21 protein-coding genes are annotated in these 25552 nt (G+C 39.9%); 12 read left to right on the forward strand and 9 right to left on the reverse strand.

Translation table 11 applies throughout. From position 1 onward, the window contains the following. Nucleotides 1–3 precede the first annotated feature (3 nt). From C2M30_RS19235 to C2M30_RS19250, 4 genes are all read right to left on the reverse strand, one after another. On the reverse strand, nucleotides 4–1917 hold the full coding sequence (locus C2M30_RS19235) for an ATP-dependent DNA helicase (protein ID WP_105172920.1): 1914 nt from the start codon (nucleotides 1915–1917) through the stop codon (nucleotides 4–6). Between the two features lie 103 nt (nucleotides 1918–2020). Further along, a complete protein-coding gene (locus C2M30_RS19240; protein WP_105172921.1) occupies nucleotides 2021–3109 on the reverse strand; it encodes an HDOD domain-containing protein in 1089 nt (362 codons plus the stop codon). Nucleotides 3110–3198: 89 nt separating this feature from the next. Further along, nucleotides 3199–3510 (reverse strand): MGMT family protein, encoded by a 312-nt coding sequence (locus C2M30_RS19245; RefSeq protein WP_105172922.1) that lies wholly within the window; start codon nucleotides 3508–3510, stop codon nucleotides 3199–3201. Nucleotides 3511–3525: 15 nt separating this feature from the next. Beyond that, on the reverse strand, nucleotides 3526–4410 hold the full coding sequence (locus tag C2M30_RS19250; protein ID WP_105172923.1) for a LysR family transcriptional regulator: 885 nt from the start codon (nucleotides 4408–4410) through the stop codon (nucleotides 3526–3528). Between the two features lie 103 nt (nucleotides 4411–4513). Here C2M30_RS19250 and C2M30_RS19255 point away from each other — a divergent pair, with 103 nt between their 5' ends. The 4 genes from C2M30_RS19255 to C2M30_RS19270 all read left to right on the forward strand — a co-directional run bounded on the left by C2M30_RS19255 (nucleotide 4514) and on the right by C2M30_RS19270 (nucleotide 12691). Then, a complete protein-coding gene (locus C2M30_RS19255) occupies nucleotides 4514–5572 on the forward strand; it encodes an efflux RND transporter periplasmic adaptor subunit (protein WP_105172924.1) in 1059 nt (352 codons plus the stop codon). Between the two features lies 1 nt (nucleotide 5573). Continuing rightward, nucleotides 5574–8651 (forward strand): efflux RND transporter permease subunit, encoded by a 3078-nt coding sequence (locus C2M30_RS19260; RefSeq protein WP_105172925.1) that lies wholly within the window; start codon nucleotides 5574–5576, stop codon nucleotides 8649–8651. Nucleotides 8652–8799: 148 nt separating this feature from the next. Then, nucleotides 8800–9255 (forward strand): dihydroneopterin triphosphate diphosphatase, encoded by a 456-nt coding sequence (gene nudB, locus C2M30_RS19265; RefSeq protein ID WP_105172926.1) that lies wholly within the window; start codon nucleotides 8800–8802, stop codon nucleotides 9253–9255. Nucleotides 9256–9388: 133 nt separating this feature from the next. Beyond that, nucleotides 9389–12691 carry a methyl-accepting chemotaxis protein gene (locus tag C2M30_RS19270; RefSeq protein WP_105172927.1) on the forward strand — a complete coding sequence of 1101 codons (3303 nt, stop codon included), beginning with the start codon at nucleotides 9389–9391 and terminating at the stop codon, nucleotides 12689–12691. A 39-nt stretch (nucleotides 12692–12730) separates the two neighbouring features. Here C2M30_RS19270 and C2M30_RS19275 read toward each other — a convergent pair whose 3' ends face one another. Further along, a complete protein-coding gene (locus C2M30_RS19275; protein ID WP_010559222.1) occupies nucleotides 12731–13159 on the reverse strand; it encodes an Lrp/AsnC family transcriptional regulator in 429 nt (142 codons plus the stop codon). A gap of 138 nt (nucleotides 13160–13297) precedes the next feature. Between C2M30_RS19275 and C2M30_RS19280 the strand changes: the two genes are divergently transcribed. From C2M30_RS19280 to C2M30_RS19300, 5 genes are all read left to right on the forward strand, one after another. Further along, on the forward strand, nucleotides 13298–14503 hold the full coding sequence (locus C2M30_RS19280; RefSeq protein ID WP_105172928.1) for an aspartate aminotransferase family protein: 1206 nt from the start codon (nucleotides 13298–13300) through the stop codon (nucleotides 14501–14503). 14 nt (nucleotides 14504–14517) lie between these two features. Continuing rightward, the gene (astA, locus tag C2M30_RS19285; RefSeq protein ID WP_105172929.1) at nucleotides 14518–15540 is read left to right on the forward strand and encodes an arginine N-succinyltransferase; all 1023 of its coding nucleotides are present in this window, start codon (nucleotides 14518–14520) and stop codon (nucleotides 15538–15540) included. A gap of 74 nt (nucleotides 15541–15614) precedes the next feature. Continuing rightward, nucleotides 15615–16418, forward strand: a complete 804-nt coding sequence (locus C2M30_RS19290; protein ID WP_105172930.1) for a DUF1338 domain-containing protein — start codon at nucleotides 15615–15617, stop codon at nucleotides 16416–16418. 126 nt (nucleotides 16419–16544) lie between these two features. Beyond that, on the forward strand, nucleotides 16545–17288 hold the full coding sequence (locus C2M30_RS19295) for a transporter substrate-binding domain-containing protein (protein ID WP_105172931.1): 744 nt from the start codon (nucleotides 16545–16547) through the stop codon (nucleotides 17286–17288). Nucleotides 17289–17338: 50 nt separating this feature from the next. Beyond that, nucleotides 17339–17704, forward strand: coding sequence for a hypothetical protein (locus tag C2M30_RS19300; RefSeq protein ID WP_158683589.1), 366 nt, complete (start codon nucleotides 17339–17341; stop codon nucleotides 17702–17704). On the opposite strand, the gene C2M30_RS19305 is transcribed toward C2M30_RS19300, so the two are convergent. Then, on the reverse strand, nucleotides 17701–18681 hold the full coding sequence (locus tag C2M30_RS19305) for a hypothetical protein (protein WP_105172933.1): 981 nt from the start codon (nucleotides 18679–18681) through the stop codon (nucleotides 17701–17703). The genes C2M30_RS19300 and C2M30_RS19305 overlap by 4 nt on opposite strands. Nucleotides 18682–18876: 195 nt before the next feature. Next, entirely contained in the window at nucleotides 18877–19758 is an 882-nt protein-coding gene (gene rluF, locus C2M30_RS19310; protein ID WP_105172934.1) for a 23S rRNA pseudouridine(2604) synthase RluF, read from the reverse strand. Nucleotides 19759–19876: 118 nt separating this feature from the next. On the opposite strand from rluF, the gene C2M30_RS19315 reads away from it, so the two are divergent. Then, nucleotides 19877–20662: a Rossmann-like fold-containing protein gene (locus C2M30_RS19315; RefSeq protein WP_105172935.1), complete on the forward strand. Its 786-nt coding sequence runs from the start codon at nucleotides 19877–19879 to the stop codon at nucleotides 20660–20662. Nucleotides 20663–20765: 103 nt separating this feature from the next. Next, on the forward strand, nucleotides 20766–22355 hold the full coding sequence (locus C2M30_RS19320; RefSeq protein ID WP_100915145.1) for an AbgT family transporter: 1590 nt from the start codon (nucleotides 20766–20768) through the stop codon (nucleotides 22353–22355). Between the two features lie 124 nt (nucleotides 22356–22479). On the opposite strand, the gene C2M30_RS19325 is transcribed toward C2M30_RS19320, so the two are convergent. Both C2M30_RS19325 and dapA read right to left on the reverse strand, forming a co-directional pair. Continuing rightward, the gene (locus C2M30_RS19325; RefSeq protein ID WP_100915144.1) at nucleotides 22480–23745 is read right to left on the reverse strand and encodes a DEAD/DEAH box helicase; all 1266 of its coding nucleotides are present in this window, start codon (nucleotides 23743–23745) and stop codon (nucleotides 22480–22482) included. A gap of 108 nt (nucleotides 23746–23853) precedes the next feature. Then, complete coding sequence (dapA, locus tag C2M30_RS19330) at nucleotides 23854–24768, reverse strand: 4-hydroxy-tetrahydrodipicolinate synthase (RefSeq protein ID WP_105172936.1); 915 nt, start codon at nucleotides 24766–24768, stop codon at nucleotides 23854–23856. A gap of 146 nt (nucleotides 24769–24914) precedes the next feature. Here dapA and C2M30_RS19335 point away from each other — a divergent pair, with 146 nt between their 5' ends. Continuing rightward, nucleotides 24915–25517, forward strand: coding sequence for a DUF6058 family natural product biosynthesis protein (locus C2M30_RS19335; protein ID WP_054979791.1), 603 nt, complete (start codon nucleotides 24915–24917; stop codon nucleotides 25515–25517). Nucleotides 25518–25552: the final 35 nt, after the last annotated feature.

Below are 25552 nucleotides of genomic sequence, written 5' to 3' on the forward strand. Positions count from 1 at the left end.
AATCTATTTAATTTTTTCTAAAAATGCAGACGCTTTTGCGAGATCGCGAGTGCGCGCCATATTGGGTAAACTTGCTAAAAAGATTCTACCATATTCCCTAGTCACTAAGCGATTATCACAGATCACCAGCACGCCTTTATCTTTTCGGTCACGAATTAAGCGGCCAACCCCTTGTTTTAACGCAATGACAGCCCCAGGCAATTGCAGCGAATAAAACGGGTCATTGCCCTGCCCGCTATGGGATTTCATCTTTGCCTGTAATAAGGGATCATCGGGCGCTGCAAACGGCAATTTATCAATAATCACGCATGACAGCGCATCACCTCGCACATCAACCCCTTCCCAAAATGATGCTGTACCAAGCAACACAGAGTTACCATGCATCACAAATTTCTCTAACAAAATACGTTTTGACGCTTGCCCTTGAACTAAAAGCGGATATTCAACACTGTGCGATAAGCCATCTGCCACTAAGTTAAGCATGCGATAACTGGTAAACAAGATAAAACAACGCCCTTTTGCCGCTTTAATCATTTGCTTTGCAATGCTAACGATGGAAAAACCCATTTCCGATTTACTCGGCTCAGGTAAATAACGCGGTATACACAATAACGCTTGGTTTTCGTAGTCAAATGGGCTGTCGTACACTTCCATAATCTTGGTATTTAAGCCTAAATCTTTTGCGAAGTGGGTTAAATCGCCATTTACCGCAAGGGTTGCCGAGGTAAAAACCCAGCTCGACGTTGCATTATCAACAAGTGCTCGAAATCGTTCTGATACATTGAGAGGCGTAATACTGAATGTTAAATGACGCTTAGTTGTTTCAAACCAAAAACTAAATCCCGGTTTTTGTGCGTCGTACATGGTTTCTAACTGGCCTTTTAGGCTGGCTGTGCGTTCAAACAATTTTTCAATTTTGTCATTGCGTTCAAGGCATAACTTAAGCACTTGATATAAAAAGCTAATATCGTTTATTACCCGTTCAATGGCTCGATACACATTGGCTTGTTTGATCATTTGTTGCCAGTCACCACGTTGGCTGTCACTTGGAAATTGCAAGCGTAAATCAAATACCGCAGTTTCAAGTTTATCTAATGTTTTGCCCAGCTGGATCATGTCGAAGAGCTCAGCGCGATACACTAAACGAATATCGCGAACAAGCTCGATTACCATACGTGTGCTTACGCGCGAGGCAAAATAGTCTGATGCAATGTTTGGTAACTGATGCGCTTCATCGAAAATATAACAATTAACATTTGGAATAAGTTCGCCGAAGCCCGATTCTTTAACAACTGCATCTGCCAAAAATAGATGGTGATTAACCACCACTAAGTCTGATTCAATGGCTTTAACACGGGCTTTTCTGACAAAACAGTCTTGAAATGACGGACATTCTTTACCAAGACAATTATCAGTTGTAGATGTGACATAAGGTAAAACTTTGGCATCTTCTTCTATCCCGCTGCAATCGGCCATATCTCCTGAGCGCGTTTCGCCCGAAAATTTTGCCACCATGGCAAGTTGATGCATAACATCGGGGTCATCTACGGGTACATGGGCAACGTGCTGATTTAAACGTTCAATACATAAATAATTGGAACGCCCTTTTAATAGCGCAATTTTTTTGCCTTTTCCGAGGATCTTTTTTAACGCCGGTAAATCACGATGGAACAATTGCTCTTGCAGTGCTTTGGAGCCAGTCGACACCATCACTTTTTTATCTGATAGTAACGCAGGGACCAAATAAGCAAATGTTTTACCGGTCCCTGTTCCTGCTTCAACAATTGCCTGCTCGTCTTTTGCAATCGCTAAAGCGACCGATTTGGCCATATCAATTTGTGGTTGCCTGGGTGCGTACCCTTTTATCGCGAGGGCGAACGGGCCTGATTTACCAAACAAATCGTCGATACTATTCATTTAAAGCACGTGTTTTAAAAATGGAGTGCAAGTGTAACGATTAAGCATACTGACAACAAGAAAAAGGCCGTTTTAAATAAGCAAGCTAACACGCACTAATGACTTAAATGACAGCATTAGCGCTATGATTTATCAGTAAACTCGCTTCTTCTTTTGTTAGTAACGTTATCGTTGCATTGTTGAAATCGAAATCTTCTAATTCGATTTTGTTGTGTTTTACCAGCAGCGATAACATTGCAAGTTGGTTAGCTTGATAAACACACCCACCAATAGGATATCGCTCAAAATATTGCTGTAACTCATGCTCTGTGCTGATTTTATTTTGTACTGCTAAGCTTTCTAATATTTCACGAGGAAAATTCCAAAGTTTTGCGATATCAAGGGTTAAACGCTGACCATAATCCGTTACTAAACGTTTAATATTTTGGGCATTTGGCTGAGTATCAGGACAGACGCTTGAAAACGCATCAATCATTAATTGAAAAATAACCATACTGCCCAAATTTACGAGCAAACCCACTAAATAAGCTTGCTCTGCGTTAATTTGATATTTAATGGCTAACTGTTGACTTAAGCGCCCTGTAGTTTGGCTATGCGACCATAAATGCTTGCCATAGTTTTTAAAATAGATTTGTGCTTTGGGTACCATTTGTGCCACAAAGCCGTTAATCACCCCCTCAGACAGCCCTTTTTGCCCGAGCAACATAAATGCTGCTTTAATATCTGAAATCGGCTTGTTTGCGCGGTTGTAAAATGCAGAATTCGCCAGTTCAATGACTTTGGCCGCAATAACAGGGTCATCGCTAATCAGATTGACAAGTATTTCAACATCAAATTCCGCCTGATTGAGCGTATTCATCACTTGGGTTAGCGAACTCGGTACAAGTGGCAACGCTTTCAAGATATATTGCGGCTGGCGTAATAACTGTAGGATTTTACTTTCAATAAATTCATTTATCGGGTCGCACTGAGATGTGGTGATTGCGCTATTAAATAACAGTTCAAAAAAGCGGTCTTGATAATGAACTGTATTGTTTAATTCAAAGGTAAGGTCAGACACGTCAGCAGTATTTTGATTATATTGAATATCTAGGTTTTCAGGCACATCTTTAGTGTCTTCAAAGAAGTAATGATTTGCTTCAACTTCCTGTTTTAAAGTTGGAAAAACCTTTGATATTAACCGTCTAAACATACTACTGCGATTCACGTTAAATAATGCTTAATTGTAAACCGTAACGTCTAAGATGCGAAACGACAAATGCATTTAAATTTGCTATCGCTTTATACCTGCCACATTGCGACTTTTAAGTTTACTTTTGTTCCTTTAAACACAATTCCTTCTTGTTCAAGCAGCGATTTTTGCTGTTGATATTTTTCGCTGTTTTCGGGGAAACTAATTTTACCTTGTGAATTAATCACTCTAAACCAAGGAATACGGCTGCCAGTTGGCAGTTTTTTCATCACGGTTCCCACTAAACGGGCATGCCCATTTAGTGAAGCCATTTCTGCTACTTTGCCATAGGTACAGACCTTTCCGCTTGGAATGGATCCGACCACCAGTAAAATTGCTTGTACTTTTTCTTCTTGCGTCATGTTAAAACCTAAAAATTAGTAAAGTTCTTGTAGCCCTTGCCAAATTGCACTGGCAACCGGTCCGTAAAAATTACGATTACTGCGAAATGCACGTAACTCAGATTGAAATTGGTCTTCGTCGTCACGTAATCTTATTTGCACTAAATCGCCATTTTCCAGTTCAGTTTTACACACGTGTTTTGCAGCTAACCCCCAACCCACGCCCTGTAATAATAAAGAGCGCAATGTTGCCAACTCTTCCACCATCACCACTTGCGAGCCTTTTGCAAACGATAATTTTTCATCGTCAAAAGGTAATTCTGTGGGTTTTAAGGTTAAACATGGAATCGCATCAAGTTCATCACTTGCTAAAGTTGTTCGGCCTTCAGGTAAGATTTTGGGTGACGCCACTAAAATGACGTCGATCGGTTTTAGCAAAACGCTTTGGAAATCCCCTGACGCGTGAAAAATATCAAACCAAGGACCAATGCCAATATCAACCTCTCCTTTGGCGAGTTTTTCAACTGCTTGAAACCGCGAACCACCGACTATTTTGAACTGTGTACGCGGAAATTGTTGAATAATTTTACCAAAGAGTTGGCTTATACGTTGATCTCCCGCCAATTGCTCATACGCAATACAGATACTCGGTTCATAACCAAGTGCTAATGTTGAACTAATTTTATCAAGCTCATCGCAGCCAGATAACACCCGCTTAGCTTGCTTATAAAAGCGCTCGCCAGCTGGCGTTAATTTTAAACGATAACCACTGCGGTCAATTAAGGTAAAACCGATGTCCTGTTCTAACTTTTGCATCGCCATGGTCAGTGCAGGCTGGGTTTTATGACACTTTTCAGCTGCATGTTTTAAGCTTTGAGAACTAACAATTGCGTCTAAAATCTTCAATTGACTCAACTTCATTATTAAAACTTATATAGTTAGTAATTTTTTATAAATATTATTTTATATTATGTTTCGTTATTCTGGCTATAGTTAATTAACTTTTTCTTTTTAGGATAATAAGATGCGCGCCTTTTTACTGTGTTTACCAGTAATGCTATTAACTGCCTGCAAAGATGCAGCGCCAGAAAAAACTGAATCTGTCATTTCTCGTCCTGTTAAACTTTTTACCGTACCTGATTCAGGAAGCCCGAACATCAGGCGTTTCCCTGCTAAAGTAGAGGCAAATCAAGGATCTTATTTATCGTTTAGAGTGAATGGCGAACTAATTGAATTTCCTACACTCGCAGGCCAAGCAGTCAAAAAAGGCGATGTGCTTGCCAAGCTTGACCCAGAAGATTTTAAACTGCAGCTCGCTGACAGAGAAGCGCGTTACAAGCTCGCGAAAAATCAACTCGAACGTACCGAAACGCTAAAACAAAAAGGCATCGCATCACAAGCGGAATTAGATCAAGCAAAGGCCAATATGCAAGTTGCGCTCTCTGCATTAGAAAAAGCGCAAACTGATTTAGAATACACGGTTTTACGAGCACCGTTTTCCGGCACCATTAGTAAAGTATTTATTAAGAACTTTGAGAGTGTTGTCGCAAAGCAAAATATTATGCGCATTGAAACCCGTGATTTGATGGACGTAACCATTCAAATTCCGGAAAAATTGGTAGCGCGTGTTGATAAACAAACGAATTATAAGCCACAAGTTGTATTCGATAGCTTTCCAAATAAGGCGTATTCACTGTCACTTAAAGAATGGGATACCCAAGCGGATCCGTTAACGTTAAGTTATCGTGTGGTATTTACCTTGCCGCTACCGAGTGATTTTAATCTGCTCGCAGGCATGACGGGCAATGTACTGATCGATTTAAATAAAGTGTTCCGATCAGATCAACAAAAATTCACTATTCCAACGACCGCAGTATTTAGTGATGCAAGTGAAAACTCGTTTGTTTGGCGTTTTAACGACGGTTCAATAGAAAAAGTTAAAATCACCTTAGGTGAAATTCATAAAAGTGGTATTGAAGTCGAAAGCGGCCTACAACCGGGCGACAAAATCGTGAGTGCAGGCGTACATCAATTATCGGAACAAAGCTTAGTGCGTCCATGGACTAAAGAGCGAGGCTTATAATATGAGCATTGCTGAAACGTCAATTGAAAAACGCACCATAAGCTGGCTGTTTACGCTAATTTTATTACTCGGCGGTGTGTTTTCTTATCAGCAACTTGGTCGTTTAGAAGACCCTGAATTCACCCTAAAGAAGGCCATGGTGATAACACGCTACCCAGGTGCGTCGCCAGAGCAAGTTGAACAGGAAGTTACCTACCCCATTGAAAACGTGATTCAACAACTGCCGTATGTTGATTATGTTACGTCTATTTCCTCACCCGGTTTATCGCAAATTGCGGTTGAGATGAAAAGCACCTATCGCAAAGAAGAACTAAGGCAAATTTGGGATGAATTGCGCCGTAAAATAAATGATTTATCACCGCGCTTACCTTCGGGTGTTTATCCGCCAAGTGTAATGGATGATTTTGGCGACGTTTATGGTGTGCTTTACGCAATTAACGGCGATGATTACTCTTATGAAGAACTTGAAAATTACGTCGATTACTTACGCCGTGAATTAGTACTAGTAGACGGTGTTGGTAAAGTCACCGTTGCTGGCGAACAAAAACCGCAAGTGACCGTCGAGATTTCGAGTCATAAACTCGCGCAACTTGGTATTTCCGCAAACGTGATATACCAGTTATTGCAAAATCAAAATACAGTATCAAACGCGGGTAAAGTAACCGTAGAAGGCGAATCAATTCGTCTCCACCCTACTGGCGAATTTAAAGATGTGTCGGAACTTGAAGATCTGCTGATCTCAAAACCAGGCGCAAAAGAAATTATCTATTTAGGTGATGTTGCCACGGTAAAACGTGAATACCCTGAAATACCTAATAATCCGACCCATTATGCAGGTAAACAAACTCTGCTTTTAGGCGTCTCGTTTGCATCAGGCGTTAATGTGGTTGATGTGGGCGAGCGTTTGTCTAACCATCTTGCATCACTTGAATATCAAAGACCGTATGGCATTGAAATTAACACACTTTACAACCAGCCTAAAGAAGTTGAGAAGTCAGTTGATGATTTCATTATGTCGCTGGCACAAGCGGTTGCAATTGTAATTGCGGTACTGCTGCTATTTATGGGGTTTCGCAGTGGCTTACTGATTGGTGCGGTACTACTGATTACCGTTTTTGGTACCTTTATCTTTATGTTGGTTCAAGAAATTGACCTGCAACGTATTTCTTTAGGTGCTTTGATCATTGCATTAGGCATGCTCGTTGATAACGCCATTGTTATAACAGAAGGTATTTTGGTTGGCCTTAAAAAAGGTTACAGCAAAGTAAAAGCGGCTAACAGCATTGTTAATCAAACTAAATGGCCATTATTAGGCGCAACGATTATCGCTATCACTGCTTTTGCGCCAATAGGTCTTAGCTCTGATGCAACCGGTGAATTTGCTGGAAGCCTATTTTATGTATTGCTAATTTCGCTTTTATTGAGCTGGGTAACGGCTATTACAATTACTCCGTTTTTAGCCAGTGTGCTGTTTAAACAAAGTGAAATTGAAAATAACCCTGACAATGAACTTGATGCTGATGAACTTTATAAAGGGGCATTATTCGTTTTTTACGGCAAAGTACTTAAAACGGTTTTAGCGTGGCCAAAAAGTACACTTGCAATTATGTTCGTATCATTACTTGGTGCATTAGTCCTGTTCGGTAATGTTAAACAGTCATTTTTCCCACCATCAAACACGCCGATGTTCTACTTAGACTATTGGCGTTATCAAGGGTCTGATATTAGAGCAACGGAAAAAGATATTTCTGCGTTAGAAGAGTACTTACTTGCCAAACCACAAGTTGTTGAAGTAACGAGTACAATTGGGCAAGGTGCTCCTCGCTTTATGCTGACCTATGCGCCAGAAAAAATTCACCCTGCGTTTGGTCAATTAATTATCAGAACGACGGATCTAGAATCACTTAATGAATTGTTAGCTGATGTACACAATTATGCCGATGAAAATTTACATAATGCGGTTATTAAACTAAAACGCATGGAGATTGGTCCATCAACCGATGCAAAGATTGAAGCGCGTTTTCAAGGGCACGACCCTAAAGTGCTACGCGATTTAGCTAACCAAGCCATCGACATATTAAATGCAGACGGCGCGGCGTATAACATTAAACATGATTGGCGCGAATTAACGAAAGTTATCCGTCCGCAGTTTAATGAACAAAAAGCCCGTCGATTAGGCATTAGTAAAGCCGATTTAGACAATGTGTTATTAACGACCCTGTCGGGACGTCAGGTTGGTTTATATCGAGATGGCACACGCATGTTGCCGATAATCGCGCGCTCACCTGCATCAGAGCGTCTTAATGTAGATTCGCTTTATGACTTACAAATTTTCAGCCCAACGCTCGGTATTTACGTATCAATAGAGCAAATCGTTGATGGCTTTAATACCGAATGGGAAAATAACTTAATATTGCGTCGCGACCGTAAACGCACCATAACGGTTATGGCCGATCCGGATATTCTAGGTGATGAAACCGCGGCAAATTTATTAAAGCGTGTAAAACCACAAATTGAAGCGATAAAACTGCCGCAAGGTTACCAATTAGATTGGGGCGGCGAGTTTGAATCTGCATCTAAGGCACAAAAAGCCATCTTTGGCTCATTACCGCTTGGCTACCTAGTGATGTTTATTATCACGGTTCTGTTATTTAACTCGATTAAAAAGCCATTAATTATTTGGGCGACTGTACCGCTTGCGGTAATTGGCGTTACCATTGGTTTGTTTACCATGAGCAGCCCATTTAGCTTTATGGCCTTACTTGGTTTGTTGAGCTTATCGGGTATGCTGATTAAAAATGGCATTGTGCTGATGGATCAAATTGAACTCGAGCTGAGCGAAAATAAACACCCATACACCGCCGTTTATCATTCTGCACTGAGTCGTTTGAGACCGGTATCTATGGCCGCCATAACGACGATTCTAGGTATGATCCCACTACTATTCGATGTGTTTTTTAAATCAATGGCAGTGACCATTATGTTCGGTTTAGGATTCGCAACCATTCTTACTTTGCTGGTAATTCCTGCGCTGTATACTTTAGTATTTGGCGTTAAACCAGAAAACAACAAAGCCTAGCGACAACTGTCCCACGTTAAAGCGCCTTAGCGTGGGACATCCACTTTCCAGCACGTTACTTTGAAGGTAAATACTAAGTTTAGTAACACATTAGTTTAACTCGCTATTGTTATCAGTATACTATGTATAAAAAACGGTGTGCTCAATTATGCTTCGTGATCCCTATTCGGTGCTTGTGGTTATTCAAAATACTAAAAATCAATTTTTGGTGATGCAACGTGCAGACGACCCATCCTTTTGGCAATCGGTTACTGGTGGCATTGAACAAAACGAAACCGCCCTTGCCTGTGCATATCGCGAAGTGCTTGAGGAAACAGGCATTAATTGCCATAAGCAAGACCTAACAATCAAAGACCTAAATATTACAAATCGCTATGAAATTAGACCACAGTGGCGTAGTCGTTATAAACCTAACTGTACTATTAACACTGAGTTTGTATTTCATTTGTTGGTACCAGTGACACAATCTATCGTTTTGCATCCCAATGAACACTTAGCTTATAAATGGCTTAATTACCAAGACACCTTAGAAATTTTATGGTCCGATTCGAACAAACAAGCGATAACGTCTTGTTATGAACAAACAATGTGTAAACTTATATAGCCATTTTTACAAAAAATATAACCTAAAAAACCATTTTCGATAACAGCAAAATTGCGATAGTCAATTTATGTTTTAGACTTAATTAGAACTTAATACTGATTAATTAATTCATGGATTAGCACTAAGGAAGGTTATGACTAGGTTACCGCTAACTTTACGCCAATACTTTGCAAACATTAACTTATCTAAAAAGTTAACTCTTTCGTTTTTAGTTGTTGCAGTCGTTCCGCTGCTGATCGTGTTTATTATTGCCTATTACAACTCGTCAAACGCAATTAAATCACAAGTTTATAATCAGTTATCTGCAATAAGCAGTATCAAAAAAAGCGGCCTCGAACGCTACTTTAAACAAGTAGAGCTCAAGTTAGTGACCACCGCACTGAGCCCCACGACAAAGTCAGCCGCCATCGAATTTAGACAAGCGTTTGATGAAGTTAATACTGATAACAACTCAAAACCTGCCCTCAAAAACTATTACAATAATGTCTTTTTTGATGAATTTAAAAAAACAAACCCGAATATTCAGCAGCTTAACGTTAATTTTGATGCCTTAAGTTCAACGGCTGTTGCGCTACAAACCCGCTACATTTTAGACAATGCTAATCCAATCGGTAGTAAACAACAGCTAAGCACTAGCGGTATAGGTGATTCGTACGATAATGTGCACAACAGGTATCATAACTATTTTACCAATCTAACGGAATATTATGAGTTTTATGACTTGTTTATTGTTGATAATCGCACTGGCAATATTATTTACTCTGTTTATAAAGAGTTAGATTTTGCGACATCGCTACTTGATGGCCCTTATGCAAACAGCAACATTGCCAGTGTTTTCAAAAAGTCACAGAGCATAAAAACAGGGAATGACGTTGCGTTTATTGATTATCAACCTTATTTCCCCTCATATAACAATCCAGCAAGTTTTATCGCAATGCCGATCGACGGCGAAACTACCTTAATTTTTCAGCTTTCGATAAATGCGCTTAATAACATTATGAGCAATCGCGATGGTCTAGGTGAAACCGGTGAAACCTACCTTGTAGGCCCTGATAAATTAATGCGCTCAGACTCATATCTTGACCCGGAAAATCACTCGGTAATTAATTCATTTAAAAACCCTGAAAAAGGCAGTGTAAATACCTACGCCATAGAACAATCATTACAAGGCGTAGCTGGGCAAAAAATTATTGATGACTACAACGGTAACCCCGTACTTTCAACATATCAACCACTTGAGGTGTTCGATATTACCTGGAGCTTACTAGCCGAAATTGATGAAAATGAAGCTTTTTCCGCAGTAGATAGACTTGCACTTATTCTTACCTTAGTGCTGTTATTAGTGATTGCGGCTGTTGCATACACAGCACCTAAGTTTGCTGCATTTTTAGCAGCACCGATTAAACATTTATCTGAATTAATGAAAAGCGTTGAAAATACCGGCGATTTTTCGAAACGTACGACTGAAATGAATAACGATGAGATTGGCGATACGGCGGGTGCTTTCAACAACTTGCTTGCGAGTTTACAAGCATCAATTATGGACACCAATCGCGTTATGCAACAACTTGCTAAAGGTGATTTTGACGCTCGCATAACCACAGAATGTAAAGGCGAACTGGCATTGCTAAAACAAGCAACCAACGATAGCGCAGAATCCATAAGCTTAGCGATGTCAGAGTTAAACTCAGTCGTAAACGCAATGTCTCAAGGTAAGTTTGATAAAACCATCAATTCACCTATGGCAGGCGATTTAAATACATTAAAAGACAATATTAATTCAACGTTATCAACGTTAGATTTAGCAATAAGTGACATTGTTAATGTCATGCAATCTATGGCTCAAGGCGACTTTGAACAACAAGTGACGGTTGACTGTAACGGTAAGTTAGACGAACTCAAACAAGGCATTAACCAAACTATATCAAGCATTAACAACGCAATAAATACCATAGATTACACTATGGCAGAACTTAGTGATGGTAACCTTGACGCGCAAATTAGTGTGCCACTCAATGGCCAACTAGATCTGTTAAAACAAAAAATTAACCAAACCATTCTAAATATTTCTACTGTTATTAACGACATTTCATTTGTTATGGCAAACGTCAGTGAAGGTAATTTTAGCTCTCAGGTTGAAAGTGAAATGACAGGTCAGTTCGCGCGCCTTAAAGATGATGTCAATATCAGTATCAAATCGGTAAATCACGCCATCAACGATATTAGCGCGGTAATGAATGGTATTAGCCAAGGCGATTATCGCCAACAAATAGACGCTAATATGAAAGGACAGTTAGATGCGTTAAAAACCAATATTAATAGTTCAGTCAATAGTGTCAAAGAAGTTATCGCATCGCTTAGCGATGTCGCCGAAGCGATGAAAAAAGGTGACTTTACGCAGTTTATTGAACTTGAGTTTAAAGGTGATTTAGCGCAGCTGAAAACAGATATCAATAGCTCTGTTACTGCAACAGCCACAGCCATTAACGAGGTTTCTACCAGTTTAGAGGCATTAGCGAACGGTGATTTGAGCAAGCAGATGCAAGGTAACTTCCACGGTATTTTTTCGCAGCTACAGCAGAATATTAATCGCACAACAAAACAACTAATCGATGTAATCGGCAATATTCAAGCGTCTGCCGAAGAAGTAAAACAGTGTGCGAAAGAAATCTCGGTCAGTAATACGGAAATAAGCGAACGCACGGAAGAACAAGCTGCAAGCCTAGAACAAGCAAGCGCCAGTACTAAAACATTACTCGAAGAAGTATACGGCGTTGTAGAACAATCAAAGCGTGCGGTATCACAAAGTAATATTGCCACAGAAAGTGCCAAACAAGGCAAGTCACTGTCGCTTGAAACCCAGCAATCCATTGAAGAAGTTGAAAAGTCCAGTAAGAGTATTAATGAAATTGTTGAAGTAATTGACGGACTTGCCTTTCAAACTAATCTGTTAGCACTAAATGCCGCGGTGGAAGCTGCACGCGCTGGTGAAAATGGACGTGGTTTTGCGGTGGTTGCTAATGAAGTGCGTGAACTTGCAAGTCGCAGTGCCAAATCGGCAAAGCAAATTCGCGATATTATTTCTGACAGTAACGATAAAGTCCATTTAGGTAGTCAGTTATCGGTTGCATCTGGTGAGAAGCTATTACAAATTGTGGAGCGCGTTGAAGAAGTAAATCAAAGTATTCATAAAATCAGTGAAAGCTCTAACAATCAAAGTCATAGCTTAAAAGAAGTCGATGTGGTTGTGCAGCGATTAGCGACTATCGTACAACAAAATTCAGCGGTAACAGAAGAAACCATGGCAGCCGCTAACTTAATGGCTGAGCGTGCGAACAATATGAATCATTTGCTGGAGTACTTTAAAACCAACAGCCCCACTGAGCCGACACCAATGATTTCAGGTGAACTGATCCCAGCCAGTAGACGCGCATAAACATTACGTGGCGTTATATTCTAAACCGAGTTTTTGCAATTAGCGCTTAAACTTGGTTTCTAGAATAACAGAAGATGTAGTGCGCTCTACACCATCTAAATTACCGATTTCGTCGAGTGTATGACTCAGTTGTTCTAACGAGCTTTCTTCTACCACTGCTATTAAGTCATATTCACCGCTTATTGCATAGAGCTGTGAAATAGCGGTGAATCGCTTTAATTCGACATTGGTTTGTGTTGTTAATTTTTGTTTAACCTTAATGGATACATGGGCGCTCACCCTATTTTTTAAATAATCTTCACCAAGCTTTACGCTGTAACCAGTAATGACACCAGTAGACTCCAGTCGGGCAAGTCTGTTTTGTATGGTTGAGCGGCTCAAAGACAGCTTTCTCGCTAAGTCTGAAACGCTCAAACGGGCGTTTTCTTTTAGCGCATTAATTAAACTTTTATCTGTATCACTAATCATATTGACCAAACACATAAACAATTTGCTAAATAATATCGTTAATATGGTTATTTTTACACTACAAAATAGCCTTAATAGATTCAATAATTGAAATAATTAAATTTTAAGTAATTAGACAACAAGATTGAGGAAAGAATAATGGCTGTAAATCGTGCTTTATTTGATGATGTAATGGTACCTAACTATGCCCCTTCAGCGGTAATTCCAGTTAAAGGTGAAGGTTCACGTGTATGGGACCAAAACGATAAAGAGTTTATCGATTTTGCAGGCGGCATCGCGGTAAACTGTCTAGGCCATTGTCACCCAGCTTTAGTAAATGCGTTAAAAGAACAATCAGAAAAAATTTGGCATTTATCGAACGTATGGACAAACGAACCAGCACTTCGTCTTGCTAAGAAGTTAGTAGATGCTACTTTCGCTGACAAAGTTTACTTTGCAAACTCAGGTGCTGAATCAAACGAAGCGGCGCTTAAACTTGCACGTCGTTTTGCCCTTGATAACTTCGGTGCAGAAAAATCAAAAATTATCGCATTTAACAAAGGCTTCCACGGCAGAACGTTCTTTACCGTAACTGTGGGTGGCCAAGCGGCCTATTCTGACGGTTTTGGTCCTAAGCCTGGTGATATCGTTCACTGTGATTACAACGACCTAGATTCATTTGCGAAAATAATCGATGACAACACATGTGCTGTAATGCTTGAACCACTGCAAGGTGAAGGTGGTATCATTTCACCAACGCCTGAATTTATCCAAGGTGTTCGCGAGTTATGTGATAAACACAATGCACTACTTATTTTTGATGAAGTGCAAACAGGTGTTGGCCGTACAGGCACACTTTATGCGTATGAAGGTTTAGGTGTAACTCCAGATATCCTTACAACAGCGAAAGCATTAGGTGGCGGTTTCCCAATTGGCGCGATGATCACCACGACTGAAATCGCTAAACATCTCAAAATTGGTACTCATGGCTCAACATATGGCGGTAACCCACTAGCGTGTGCAGTTGCAGAAGCTGCGTTCGATACCGTTAACCAAGCAGATGTGCTTGACGGTGTTAGCCAAAAAGAAGCGCTTTTCCGTGAAGGGTTAGATGCTATTAACGCTAAATATAATGTATTTAGTGAAGTACGCGGCAAAGGTTTATTAATCGGTGCAGTTCTTAACGATAGTTACAAAGGTCGAGCTCGCGATTTCCTAGTAGCGTCTGCAGATAACGGCCTTATGGCGCTTGTAGCAGGTGCTGATGTAGTACGTTTCACGCCTTCATTAGTTATTCCAAATGAAGATATTGCTGAAGGTCTAGCACGTTTTGAAAAAGCCGTAGCGGCGGTTGTTAACGGTTAATAACCAAGCTGGCTATGTTAGTACTTAGACCAATTACAAAAGACGACTTTGCTGCTTTGAAAGAAGTAGCAAAAGCGTCTGGCCACGGCTTTACATCACTCCCTGTTTGCGATGAATTACTTGAAAGTAAAATTAATCGCGCAGTTGAGAGTTTTGAAAAAGACGTAAGCGCACCACGCGATGAAGGCTACTTATTCGTATTAGAAGACACCAATACAGGTGAAATTGTGGGCACTACTGCAATTGAAGCTGCTGTTGGACTTGATGTACCGCTTTATCATTATCATATGGGTAAGACGGTTCATCATTCTAGTACACTTGGTGTTTACAACACCGTTGACATTCTTACCATGTGTAACGATTACACAGGTGCTACTGAAATCTGTACCTTGTTCTTGAAAGAGTCACACCGCAGTGGTTTAGCTGGTCGTTTTCTATCGCGTATTCGCTTTTTATTTATGGCCCAGCATCAAGCACGTTTTTCAAACCGTGTAATCGCAGAAATGCGTGGTGTTTCTGATAAAAATGGCCATTCACCATTTTGGCAATGGTTACAAGAACACTTCTTTTCAATTGACTTTCCAACTGCTGATCATTTAATTGGCACAGGCAACAAGGTATTTATCTCCGAACTGATGCCTAAATACCCTATTTACGCCAATTTGCTCAGCAAAGATGCACAGGCCGTCATCGGTAATGTTCATGATAAAACAAAACCCGCGTTAAGATTGCTAGAAAAAGAAGGCTTTGAATTTCGCGGTTATGTTGATTTATTTGATGCCGGACCAACCGTTGAAGCGCAAATGGATAACATTAAAAGTGTACGAGAAAGTCGTTTGCTTACGGTGAAAATTGGTAAAGGCCAAAGTGTTGATACCTATGCGATTGCAAACCTTGAAGTCAATGCATTTAAAGCCGTATTTAGCTGTGATATTTCAATTGATGATAATGATGATACAGCAATCATCGACAGCGAATTAGCATCAGCGCTTAACGTTAAGTGTGGCGATTCAATACGAATTTTAAAATTAAGTTAGGTCGTGCTTAAACCTACTTTAATACACAATTAAAGTGTTCAGGTCGCCCTGTTCACTAATACAAAGGTAACATTATGCACAACAATGTAGATACATTATTTGAAAACTTATGGCAAAGCTATTTAGACGTAACGCCATCAGCAGTTAAAGTTCACAAATTGTTAGGTGATACGCAGCAAACAGACGTGATTAATGACCACATTGCATTACGTACATTTAATATCGAAAAAGTGGGGCTTGAAAAACTTGCGCAACACTTTTTAGCTGTCGGCTACACAGAGTGTGGCGAGTATCATTTTGAAGCTAAAAAACTGTATGCAAAGCATTTTGAACACAGCGATCCGACTAAACCAAAAGTGTTTATTTCAGAATTACTTGTTGAAAAGTTTTCGCCTGAACTACAAAAAACAATTCACGCATTAGTTGATCAAATCGACGAAGACGCAATTACTGCTGATAATTTCTTATACTCAGGTACGCATTGGCAAATTGACTCAGCGACCTATGCAACACTATTAGAAGAATCTGAATATGCTGCTTGGACAGCTGCTTGGGGTTACCGTGCAAATCACTTTACGGTTAGCATTAATCACCTCGCTAACTTTGAAACAATTGAAGCTGTAAACACAGCACTTAAAGATGCCGGTTTTGAACTAAACAGTTCAGGTGGCGAGATCAAAGGTTCACCAGAAGTACTGCTAGAGCAGTCCTCAACGCTTGCTGACAAAGCAGACGTAACATTTAGCGACGGTGTTAAAGCGATCCCTAGCTGTTTTTACGAATTTGCCCTACGCTACGCAAAACCAGATGGCGATATTTACACCGGTTTTGTCGCAGCATCGGCAGACAAAATTTTTGAAAGTACCAACGCACGCTAGTTGGAAATAATAAAAAACGAGCCAAAGGCTCGTTTTTTATTATTCGCTCACTATACTTAATAAACTGTGTTGTAACTGCTGCTATTATTTAGAAAGCGTGTTTATCAAGAGCCTAAATACCGTTTGATGAAATATATTTTACTGCTTTTATTTATTTTACCGTTGCAACTAGCCGCAAGACTAAACCAAGTTGAGGTATATACCTATCATAATATGCCGCCTTACGTTATCGACTTGGAACAAAAATCAGGATTATATTTTGAGTTCGTCGAGTTACTCAACCAAATGAATTCTGGCTATCAGTTTAAATTGGTGTACATGCCGCGAAAACGCATCGACCATCGTTTGAAACAAAACAAACTAAACGGTGTAGTCATAGGTGTAAATCCCAAGTGGTTTAGAGACCCTACTCAATCACGCTATCATTGGACGCCGAAAATGATGTCCGATCAAGATATATTTGTGAGCTTAAGTAAGCACCCTGTGATTGTGAACGAATTATCAGATCTTGAAAACAAACGGGTTGGTGGCATTCACGGCTTTAAATACGTAGGTGTAGATTCGTTAGCAAATCAGCAAAAATTAACCCGCGTAAATACACAAAGCGAAACGCAATTATTTGATATGTTGAAAAAAGAGCGTATCGATACTGCGATATTGAGCTATTACACCTTTCTTTATTTAAGTAAACAAGACCACAACGACTTCTACATTGCAAAAAAACATCACGATACATTTACTCGCCATATCATGTTGCCTAAAAGCCAAAATAACAGCTTATATTTAACGTTAAATTCTATTTTAATCTGTGAAGACTTTACGAAACACTGGAAACAACGCCTACTAAATTATACTATGCCTGTTCATTAGTATTTTATTTCTCTCACATGTCACATAAAAATTGTCTGCTAGCTTCATTTATGACAGCGCTTGTCAGCGGGTGTTTTATTCTTTTAGATGTTGATTTTCTTCAACATTCTAATGAGATATTTTGGCATGTTCCCTATCGCTCCTTTGTCATCATGCTATGCCTAGTTGCCATTGCCAGCTCTGCAAAATTAATCGCACATTCAACATTTTTGCAACAGAGCATTGCCAATATTGGACTATACGCCGCATTAAGTTGGTTTCCAGTATCGTTAATTTTCTCAGGTAACGTGCGCAATATATTTAGCGCAAGTAGTTTAGTCAGTTATGATGTATGGCTTATGTTTAGTTTGCTGCCGCTCGCGAGCGCAATCTTAATTAGCCTGATGTTTGTTTACCAAAAAATTTTTAGTCACTAAGTTGTTGGTATTGTTACCGAGTACGTAACAATATTATTATCTGAATGTGCCACTTGGTGGGTCTCTAAGTTATTTGTTTTTAATCGATAACTAAAAAAACAATGACTAGTATTGATTGCACCTAGCCCACCCAAAGACTTTAACCAAGGCTTTGCATACCAAGTGCCATAAAGTCCCATTGTATAAGCACATGAACGTAAGTTCGTTAAATTTGGAAAATACTTAGACCACACCGTTGTATACAGCTCGGTAACAACCAAAGAGTAAGGCGACATATTATCACCATTGTTTAATCGCGCCTCTAATGTATTCAACATTAAATTGCGACGTCGCCAATTAACCTCTGTTGTCGGTCTCGGTGGGTGCATTGCAAATACATCGAGCGTTTGCTTGCTAAATACTATACCAAGAGACACCAAATCCCCTCTTTCATCTAAAAAGGATGTTTTTTGCTTTTTACTGATTGGGTACTTACTGATAATTGCAATATTACTCGGCAGGCTTTCTTTTTTGCGAATACCGTAATTAAAGCGCCCTTCACTTAATGTTTTTAATTGATTGATATGCAATTCATTGACATTGAAAAGAATTATTAACTCGGCATTTTGTAGTGTTATTTTTTGGTAAATCGGTGAAAGCGCCAAGTCGAGCGAATCATCAAACGTGTATTGCAACACTTTTATCGCATCGCTCTCACGTTGGTTAACTAACTCTTCTGTTTTGCTAATAAACAATGTGCTGTTTAGATAGGCATTAAAATTTGCAGCAATCAATAATCCACTAACGAGCAGAAAAATTACCATTACGGTACGATTCCAAAAGCCCAACAGTAGACTTAGTGCGATTGACAGCATCGCAAACTGGGTTTGTAGACTGGCTATCAAATCAATTTGATAAATCGATTTGATGATTTCAAAGCGTGGCGTTAATTGCCCTAAAAAAACAACAAACAAAGCTAATAAAATCAGTGTACGCACAGGTTATCTCGGGTTTTAACTTAATGTTAAAAGCGTAGTCTAATGTAGGCACTTATGCTTAATTTTTGTTGATATGTTATGAAGATAGCAGCTTGGTTACAGTGCAATAAATCGCAGACAAGATAGATAAATCTTACACATAAATGCTTTATTAAAAGAATTTCAGTGCAAAAATGGGTGGCACGCACCCATTGTTTATTTGCGTTTTAAACTTAACGTGCCTGAAAGGCGCTTTGCAGGTTTTCTGGATTGCTCTTGTCGTTTACGCTTATCACGAGGTTTTTCGCTGGCTTTTGAGGCTTCGTTTAGCACAGGTTTAAACGTTTTCTTCGCTTTTTTATTATGGTCCGTTGAACGTTCTTGCGTTTTACTTGAATCGGCGATTGATGTATTAATTTGCGCCATTTCACTGTCGCTTAAAAAGCGCCATTGCCCCACCGCTAAATCATTTAACGATACATTCATAATACGAACACGTTTGAGCTTAGTTACTTCAAACCCTAAGTATTCACACATACGACGGATCTGACGATTAAGCCCTTGTGTTAGAACAATATTAAAGCGTTTCTTGCCAAGTTGTTTAACTTTACACGGTTTTGTAATGGTATCGAGAATTGGAATACCTGACGCCATCTTTTCAACAAAACGCTGGTCAATTTCTTTATCGACTGTGACTATATATTCTTTCTCGTGATTATTGCCTGCGCGTAATATTTTGTTGACGATATCACCCTCGTTGGTCAAAAAGATAAGCCCTTCTGACGGTCTATCTAGGCGTCCAATTGGGAAAATTCGATCTTTGTAATTGATTGCAGAGACAATATTACTTTTAATTTTCTTTTCGGTTGTGCAGGTAACACCCACAGGCTTGTTGTATGCAATATAAACGCGTTTTGGTTTTGCCTTTAATGACTTACCGTTAACCGTAATGTTATCAGCATCAGATACTTTTAAGCCCATTTCGGCAACTGTTCCGTTAACCGTAACTTTTCCCTCTGCGATTAACGTATCGGCTTCTCGACGTGAACAAATACCGGTTTCACTGATATATTTGTTTAAGCGCTTTAATTCACTCATATCTAAACAACTAAATAATCTATGGCGCTATTGTAATTCAGCCACATTTAAAACGCTTGCGTTTTCTCAGGTAAATGCACATGTTAGAATAGCGTTTTTGTTTTAGCACTTTGATTTTATGTTTTTAAAACCCAACTGGCGTATTATTACCATTGGCGATGGCGACCTCACCTTTTCGTATTCATTACTTGCTCATCATCAAATAACACATTTATCTGCGTCAGTGTTGGATGCGAAAGCAACCATCATGAATAAATATAGTAAGAACGGCATTAACGGATTAAACCGATTAAATGCGAATGTTCATTATGAACTTGATATAACAAACGCTAAAACTTGGCCAAATACCCTTTGTGGTGCGTTTGACTTAGTGATTTTTCAATTTCCGCTTGTTCCTGCAGTTAAGTCAAAAGATGCGTTTGATCAGGCCCCAAATCAAAATATTGTCAATCGAAACTTGCTACGTAATTATTTACTTGCGTGTTTTGACTACTTTTTAGATAAAAACGGTGCGCGTCTCAGTTACATCACTTCAAAAGAGGTTAAACCTTATAGCCATTGGCAGATTGAAACTGATCTTGTCAGCGACACATCAATCGCTTACTTGGGTAAACAAGCGTTTAACTATTCACTTTTTCCTGACTATCAAATTCGTAATGTTGACCGTGATAAACAGGTTAAAGACACTAAAGGCTTTATTTATTGCTACTCCGATGTATCACAGCCAGAATCGGTGATAAATCAATTTACACCTTTTGCTTTTAATAAAACCGGTTATTGCCCGCTATGTCGCGTCGGCCCGTTTACATCTGAAGAAAACAAGCAACGCCATTTCGCTTCGAAAAAACACATAAAACTAGCCTCATATCAACAACAGTGGTTTAGCTTCTTAGCACAGCAATAATCGCGCTGCTTGGCGGCGTATAGCGCGGTTAACCGCATCAGCCTTGGTAATATCTATGTATTATGGTATGTTGCGGGCATTTTTATATTAACCGTTATTATTCATGTCAACGATAGAAGTAAACTCTCAAGATAACCAAAATAAAGGGTTGTTTAATCGCTTTTTAGCAACCGTCGAATTCCTCGGTAATTTACTGCCTCACCCAATCACCCTATTTGCAATGTTCTGTGTTGCTATTGTTATTTTCAGTGGTATTGCTGATTGGATGGGGGTTAGCGCCATTGATCCACGCCCAGAAGGTGCTAAAGGCCGTGCACCAGATGGTGTGATTGAAGTTGTATCGCTTATGAGCGCTGAAGGTTTACAACGTATCGTGACTGGACTTGTTACTAACTTCACCGGTTTTGCGCCACTTGGCACGGTACTCGTTGCCTTATTAGGTGTAAGTGTTGCAGAGCATTCAGGTATGTTATCAGCGGCAATGCGCGGCATGGTAATGGGTGCGCCAAAGCGCCTAGTAACGTTTATGGTGGTGTTTGCCGCGATTTTGTCTAACACAGCGTCAGAACTTGGTTATGTAGTACTTATTCCGTTAGCTGCAATGATCTTCCACAGCCTCGGTCGCCACCCGTTAGCAGGCCTTGCTGCCGCGTTTGCTGGTGTTTCTGGTGGTTACAGTGCCAACCTGTTGCTGGGTACAATTGACCCATTACTTGCGGGTATTACAACGCCAGCAGCACAAATGATTGACCCAACATATGAAGTAGGCCCAGAAGCAAACTATTACTTTATGGCGGTTTCTGTTGTATTAATCGCCTTTGTCGGTACCTGGGTTACTGAAAAAATTGTTGAGCCTCGCTTAGGTAAATACAACAATGACGAAGCAAGCATTGATTTAGCAGATAACAAAATCGACCATTTAACTGACGTTGAGCGTAAAGGTTTACGTTACGCTGGTCTTGCATTTTTAGCGACATGTGCCGTACTTGCTACAACAATCGTGCCTGAAAACGGCATTCTACGTCACCCAGAAACCGGATTAGTAGCTGGTTCACCTTTCTTAAAAGGGATTGTTGTATTTATATTTGTAACCTTTGCTATTCCTGGTTTTGTGTATGGTCGCGTTGTTGGTTCAATGAAAAATGACCGCGACATCATTGATGCCATGTCTAAAAGTATGAGCTCTATGGGTATGTACATTGTGTTGGTATTCTTCGCTGCGCAATTTGTTGCATTCTTTAAATGGACCAATTTAGGTACTATTTTAGCGGTTAAGGGCGCAGCTATGTTAACCGCCTTAAACTTAACTGGCCCTGAAGTATTTGTACTGTTTATTTTTATGTGTGCAGTGGTTAACTTGAGTTTAGGTTCATCGTCGGCACAGTGGGCAATCACCGCGCCAATATTTGTACCTATGTTAATGCTTATCGGTTATGCGCCTGAAACAATTCAAGCGGCCTACCGTATTGGTGATTCGGTAACTAACCTTATCACGCCAATGATGAGCTATTTCGGCTTAATACTCGCGGTGGCAACCAAATACAAAAAAGATATGGGCATAGGAACACTTGTCGCAACCATGCTGCCGTATTCAATGTTCTTCTTTGTAGGCTGGGTATGTTTATTCTACTTATGGGTATTCGTACTAGGTATGCCAGTTGGCCCTAATTCACCAATCTACTATACGCCGTAAAAGGTTAAGCTTGGCGTAAGCTATTACAATTTGAAATAAAAAAAGGAGCAATAAATGCTCCTTTTTTGTATTTAACTTTCGCTTTGTCAGCTACTCGAGAACAACGAAATATTAAACTTGGTTATTACTTTTTAAATGCTTTTCTGATTTTCTGACGATTTTGCATCTTGGCTTCTGCACCGTACTGCGTTGCTCTATTAGAACGAATACGCTTTTGCAGCGAGGTTTTCTTACCGATCTTCTTAATTAAGCCGTCGCGGTTACTTACTTCAAAGCCAGGGTAATAAATACGCTTAACTTTGTCTTGAATTAAGTCTTCAATTTGCGCAAGTACGTGCTCTTCTTCACGGCTAACTAATGAAATAGCAAAGCCTTTTTGCCCCGCGCGACCTGTACGCCCGATACGGTGAACATAATCTTCGGCAAGGTATGGCAAATCAAAGTTAATTACACGTGGTAGTCCGGCAATATCCAAACCGCGAGCCGCGACTTCCGTACCCACTAAAATAGTGGTTTTCCCTTCTTTAAATTCACGTAATGCACGGCGTCGATTACCTTGGCTTTTATCGCCATGCATCACACCAACAGTAACGCCGTACTGTGTAAGCTCGTCAACAATTAACTGTACGTCTTCTTTCATGTTGACGAAAACCAGTACTTGCTTCCACCCTTTACGACAAATAAGCTCTGACAATAGCTCTAATTTTCTGTCGTTTGATACCGGATATGCAACGTGGGTGATTGTACTCGCCGTTTCGTTATCTCTACTTACCTGAACAATTTTCGGGTTTTTAAGTGCTTTTGTAGCAAACTGTTTAACTGCCGACGGATACGTTGCTGAAAACAACAATGTTTGTTTATTTTTGTCACATTGCTCTAAGATGGTTTCAATATCAGAGCGAAAGCCCATGTCTAGCATACGGTCTGCTTCGTCAAGTACTACATGACACGCGTTATTAAGCGCAAAATTGCCTTTACGTAAGTGTTCAATTAAACGCCCTGGCGTTGCAACAAGAATATCGCAGCCTTTATTAACACGGTTAATTTGTTTGTCGTGCTCTACACCACCGAAAATTGCAACCGACTTTAAATTGTTAAACGCCGTAAATTGCTTAATGTTGTGATCAATTTGGTCAACTAGTTCACGCGTCGGCGCTAAAATCACAGCGCGAATTGACTCGCCATTAGCGTTGCTATCAAGTAATTTTTGAATAATCGGCAGCGCAAACGCTGCTGTTTTACCTGTGCCTGTTTGCGCACTTGCAAGCACGTCGTGACCACGACGCACATGTGGTATCGCCATTTTCTGTACTGGCGTTAGTGATTCATAACCCATTTTCTCTAGTGCTGATAAAATCGAGTCAGCAAAGCTAAAGGATTTGAAATTCATAATATTGGAAACCTATTGAGGGAATTGTATTGATTATAACAAGGAAAGTACGGAGCAGAATAGCTAAAAGCGATCGTTTAACCGATCGCTCTTAAAAAAAAACGGGCGTTATGGGGTAACGATAAAATCGCTTTGTGCGAGTTGATTAAGCGAATCCCCAACCAGCTTATCTTCAAACTGGCGCATTAACCCCATGCCTGTTTCGATTTGCTGATCGTTTAGCGGCACATACGGTAAGCGGAATACAGGTTTTACCGCGCCCGATAACGCCAATGCGGTATTAATCGCAATTGGATTTGGCTCACAAAATAACCAGGCCATTAATTGCTGGCATTGATCATTAAGTTCATTATTTTCACGGTCCATTAATTCACGAAATACACTCGGAATTAAATTTGACGTAACTGAAATCACACCATGTGATTTGGCTTTATGGCGACTCTCATGGGCTTCGTCGTCGTTACCAGACCAACATGCAATGCCTTTGCTTTCATAATATTCAATTCGCTCATTACCGGCGCATTCTTTTACACCAATAAAGTTTTCTGACTGAGCAAGCTGTTCAATAATATCAGGTGTTAAATCTTGACCCGTACGCCCAGGTACGTTGTAAATAAATGCAGGGCCAATCGCTAATACACGTTCAAAGTGAGCAATAACCCCTTGATTTGACGTGCGTCCGTAGTAAGGATTAATCTGCAGTGCTGCATCCATACCTGTAGCAAAACCATATTCTGTGGCTTTAATTGCTTCTTTAGTATTGTTACTGCCGGTGTTACCAATAATAAGTAATTGGCCTTTAAATTTGTTAACGCTGTGGGCGATAAGCATTAAATGCTCTTCCCAGTTCATTAACTGGCCTTCGCCCGTTGTACCACCGACAATAATGCCATCTACACCGGCTTCGATTTGCTTTTCAACTAGCATGTCGTAAGTGGGTAAATCAATTTCGCCATTGCTGTGGTAAGGCGTTTTAATTGCGGTGATTAGACTCGCTTGTTTAATTGTGGCAACGTTTGTCATAGCTACTTATCATTATAAAAATTTGCACTATTTTAACCATAAACAAGGTGTCACGTAAGTAGGTAACAAGTCTTAGTTAAAATTTGTTGTTTTTTTTATTGGTTACGATAAGATAACTGTACAAATATACAGTTAATTATTTTGCAATGGCTATATCCGAATACTTCGAAGATTATTTCTACTCGTTAAAACAGCTTTCTCTACACACAGGGGTAAAAGAGCACACCTTAAATGAGTGGCAAGACGCCTGTATTTTGCCAAGCGCCGCCTATCATTTAAAAAACCAAGTGCAGTCGAGCTCGTTTTTTGGCATTTGTGATTTCAATGAAGAGCAAGAGTATTACGCCCGAGGCTATACTAAATGGATAGATTTGTTAAAAAATCACTCAGAGCTGAGCTCAGCGCAAGCATATACCTTGTTCTATCAGCAATATGCAAAATCAGTAAACGATTTGGCGGCAAAAGGCTTTGAACTTAACGCCGAATACTTTGAAAATCTTGAAGAGCAAATTCAAAACCATTGGCAATTATTTTTGGCAGGTAAATATGGCGTTATTACAGCAAATGGCTTTATACATGAAATTGTTGCGCTAGAAGCGGTAGATTACTTAGTTAATAACTGTGAAATCGGCGACGAACAGTTAAGTAAATGTTTGCGTCTCCTTGAGCGCACTTTAAGCTACCCACCACAGCAGCTAAATTGTGTGTCAAATGCCCATAAATTACTCAAGCGCCTGAAAGATTTATAGTCGAGTACTTAGCGATATTAAGAATATCGCTAAGT

Origin of the sequence: Pseudoalteromonas sp. T1lg24 (assembly GCF_002964745.1) — a bacterium.
Lineage (GTDB): Bacteria > Pseudomonadota > Gammaproteobacteria > Enterobacterales > Alteromonadaceae > Pseudoalteromonas > Pseudoalteromonas spongiae.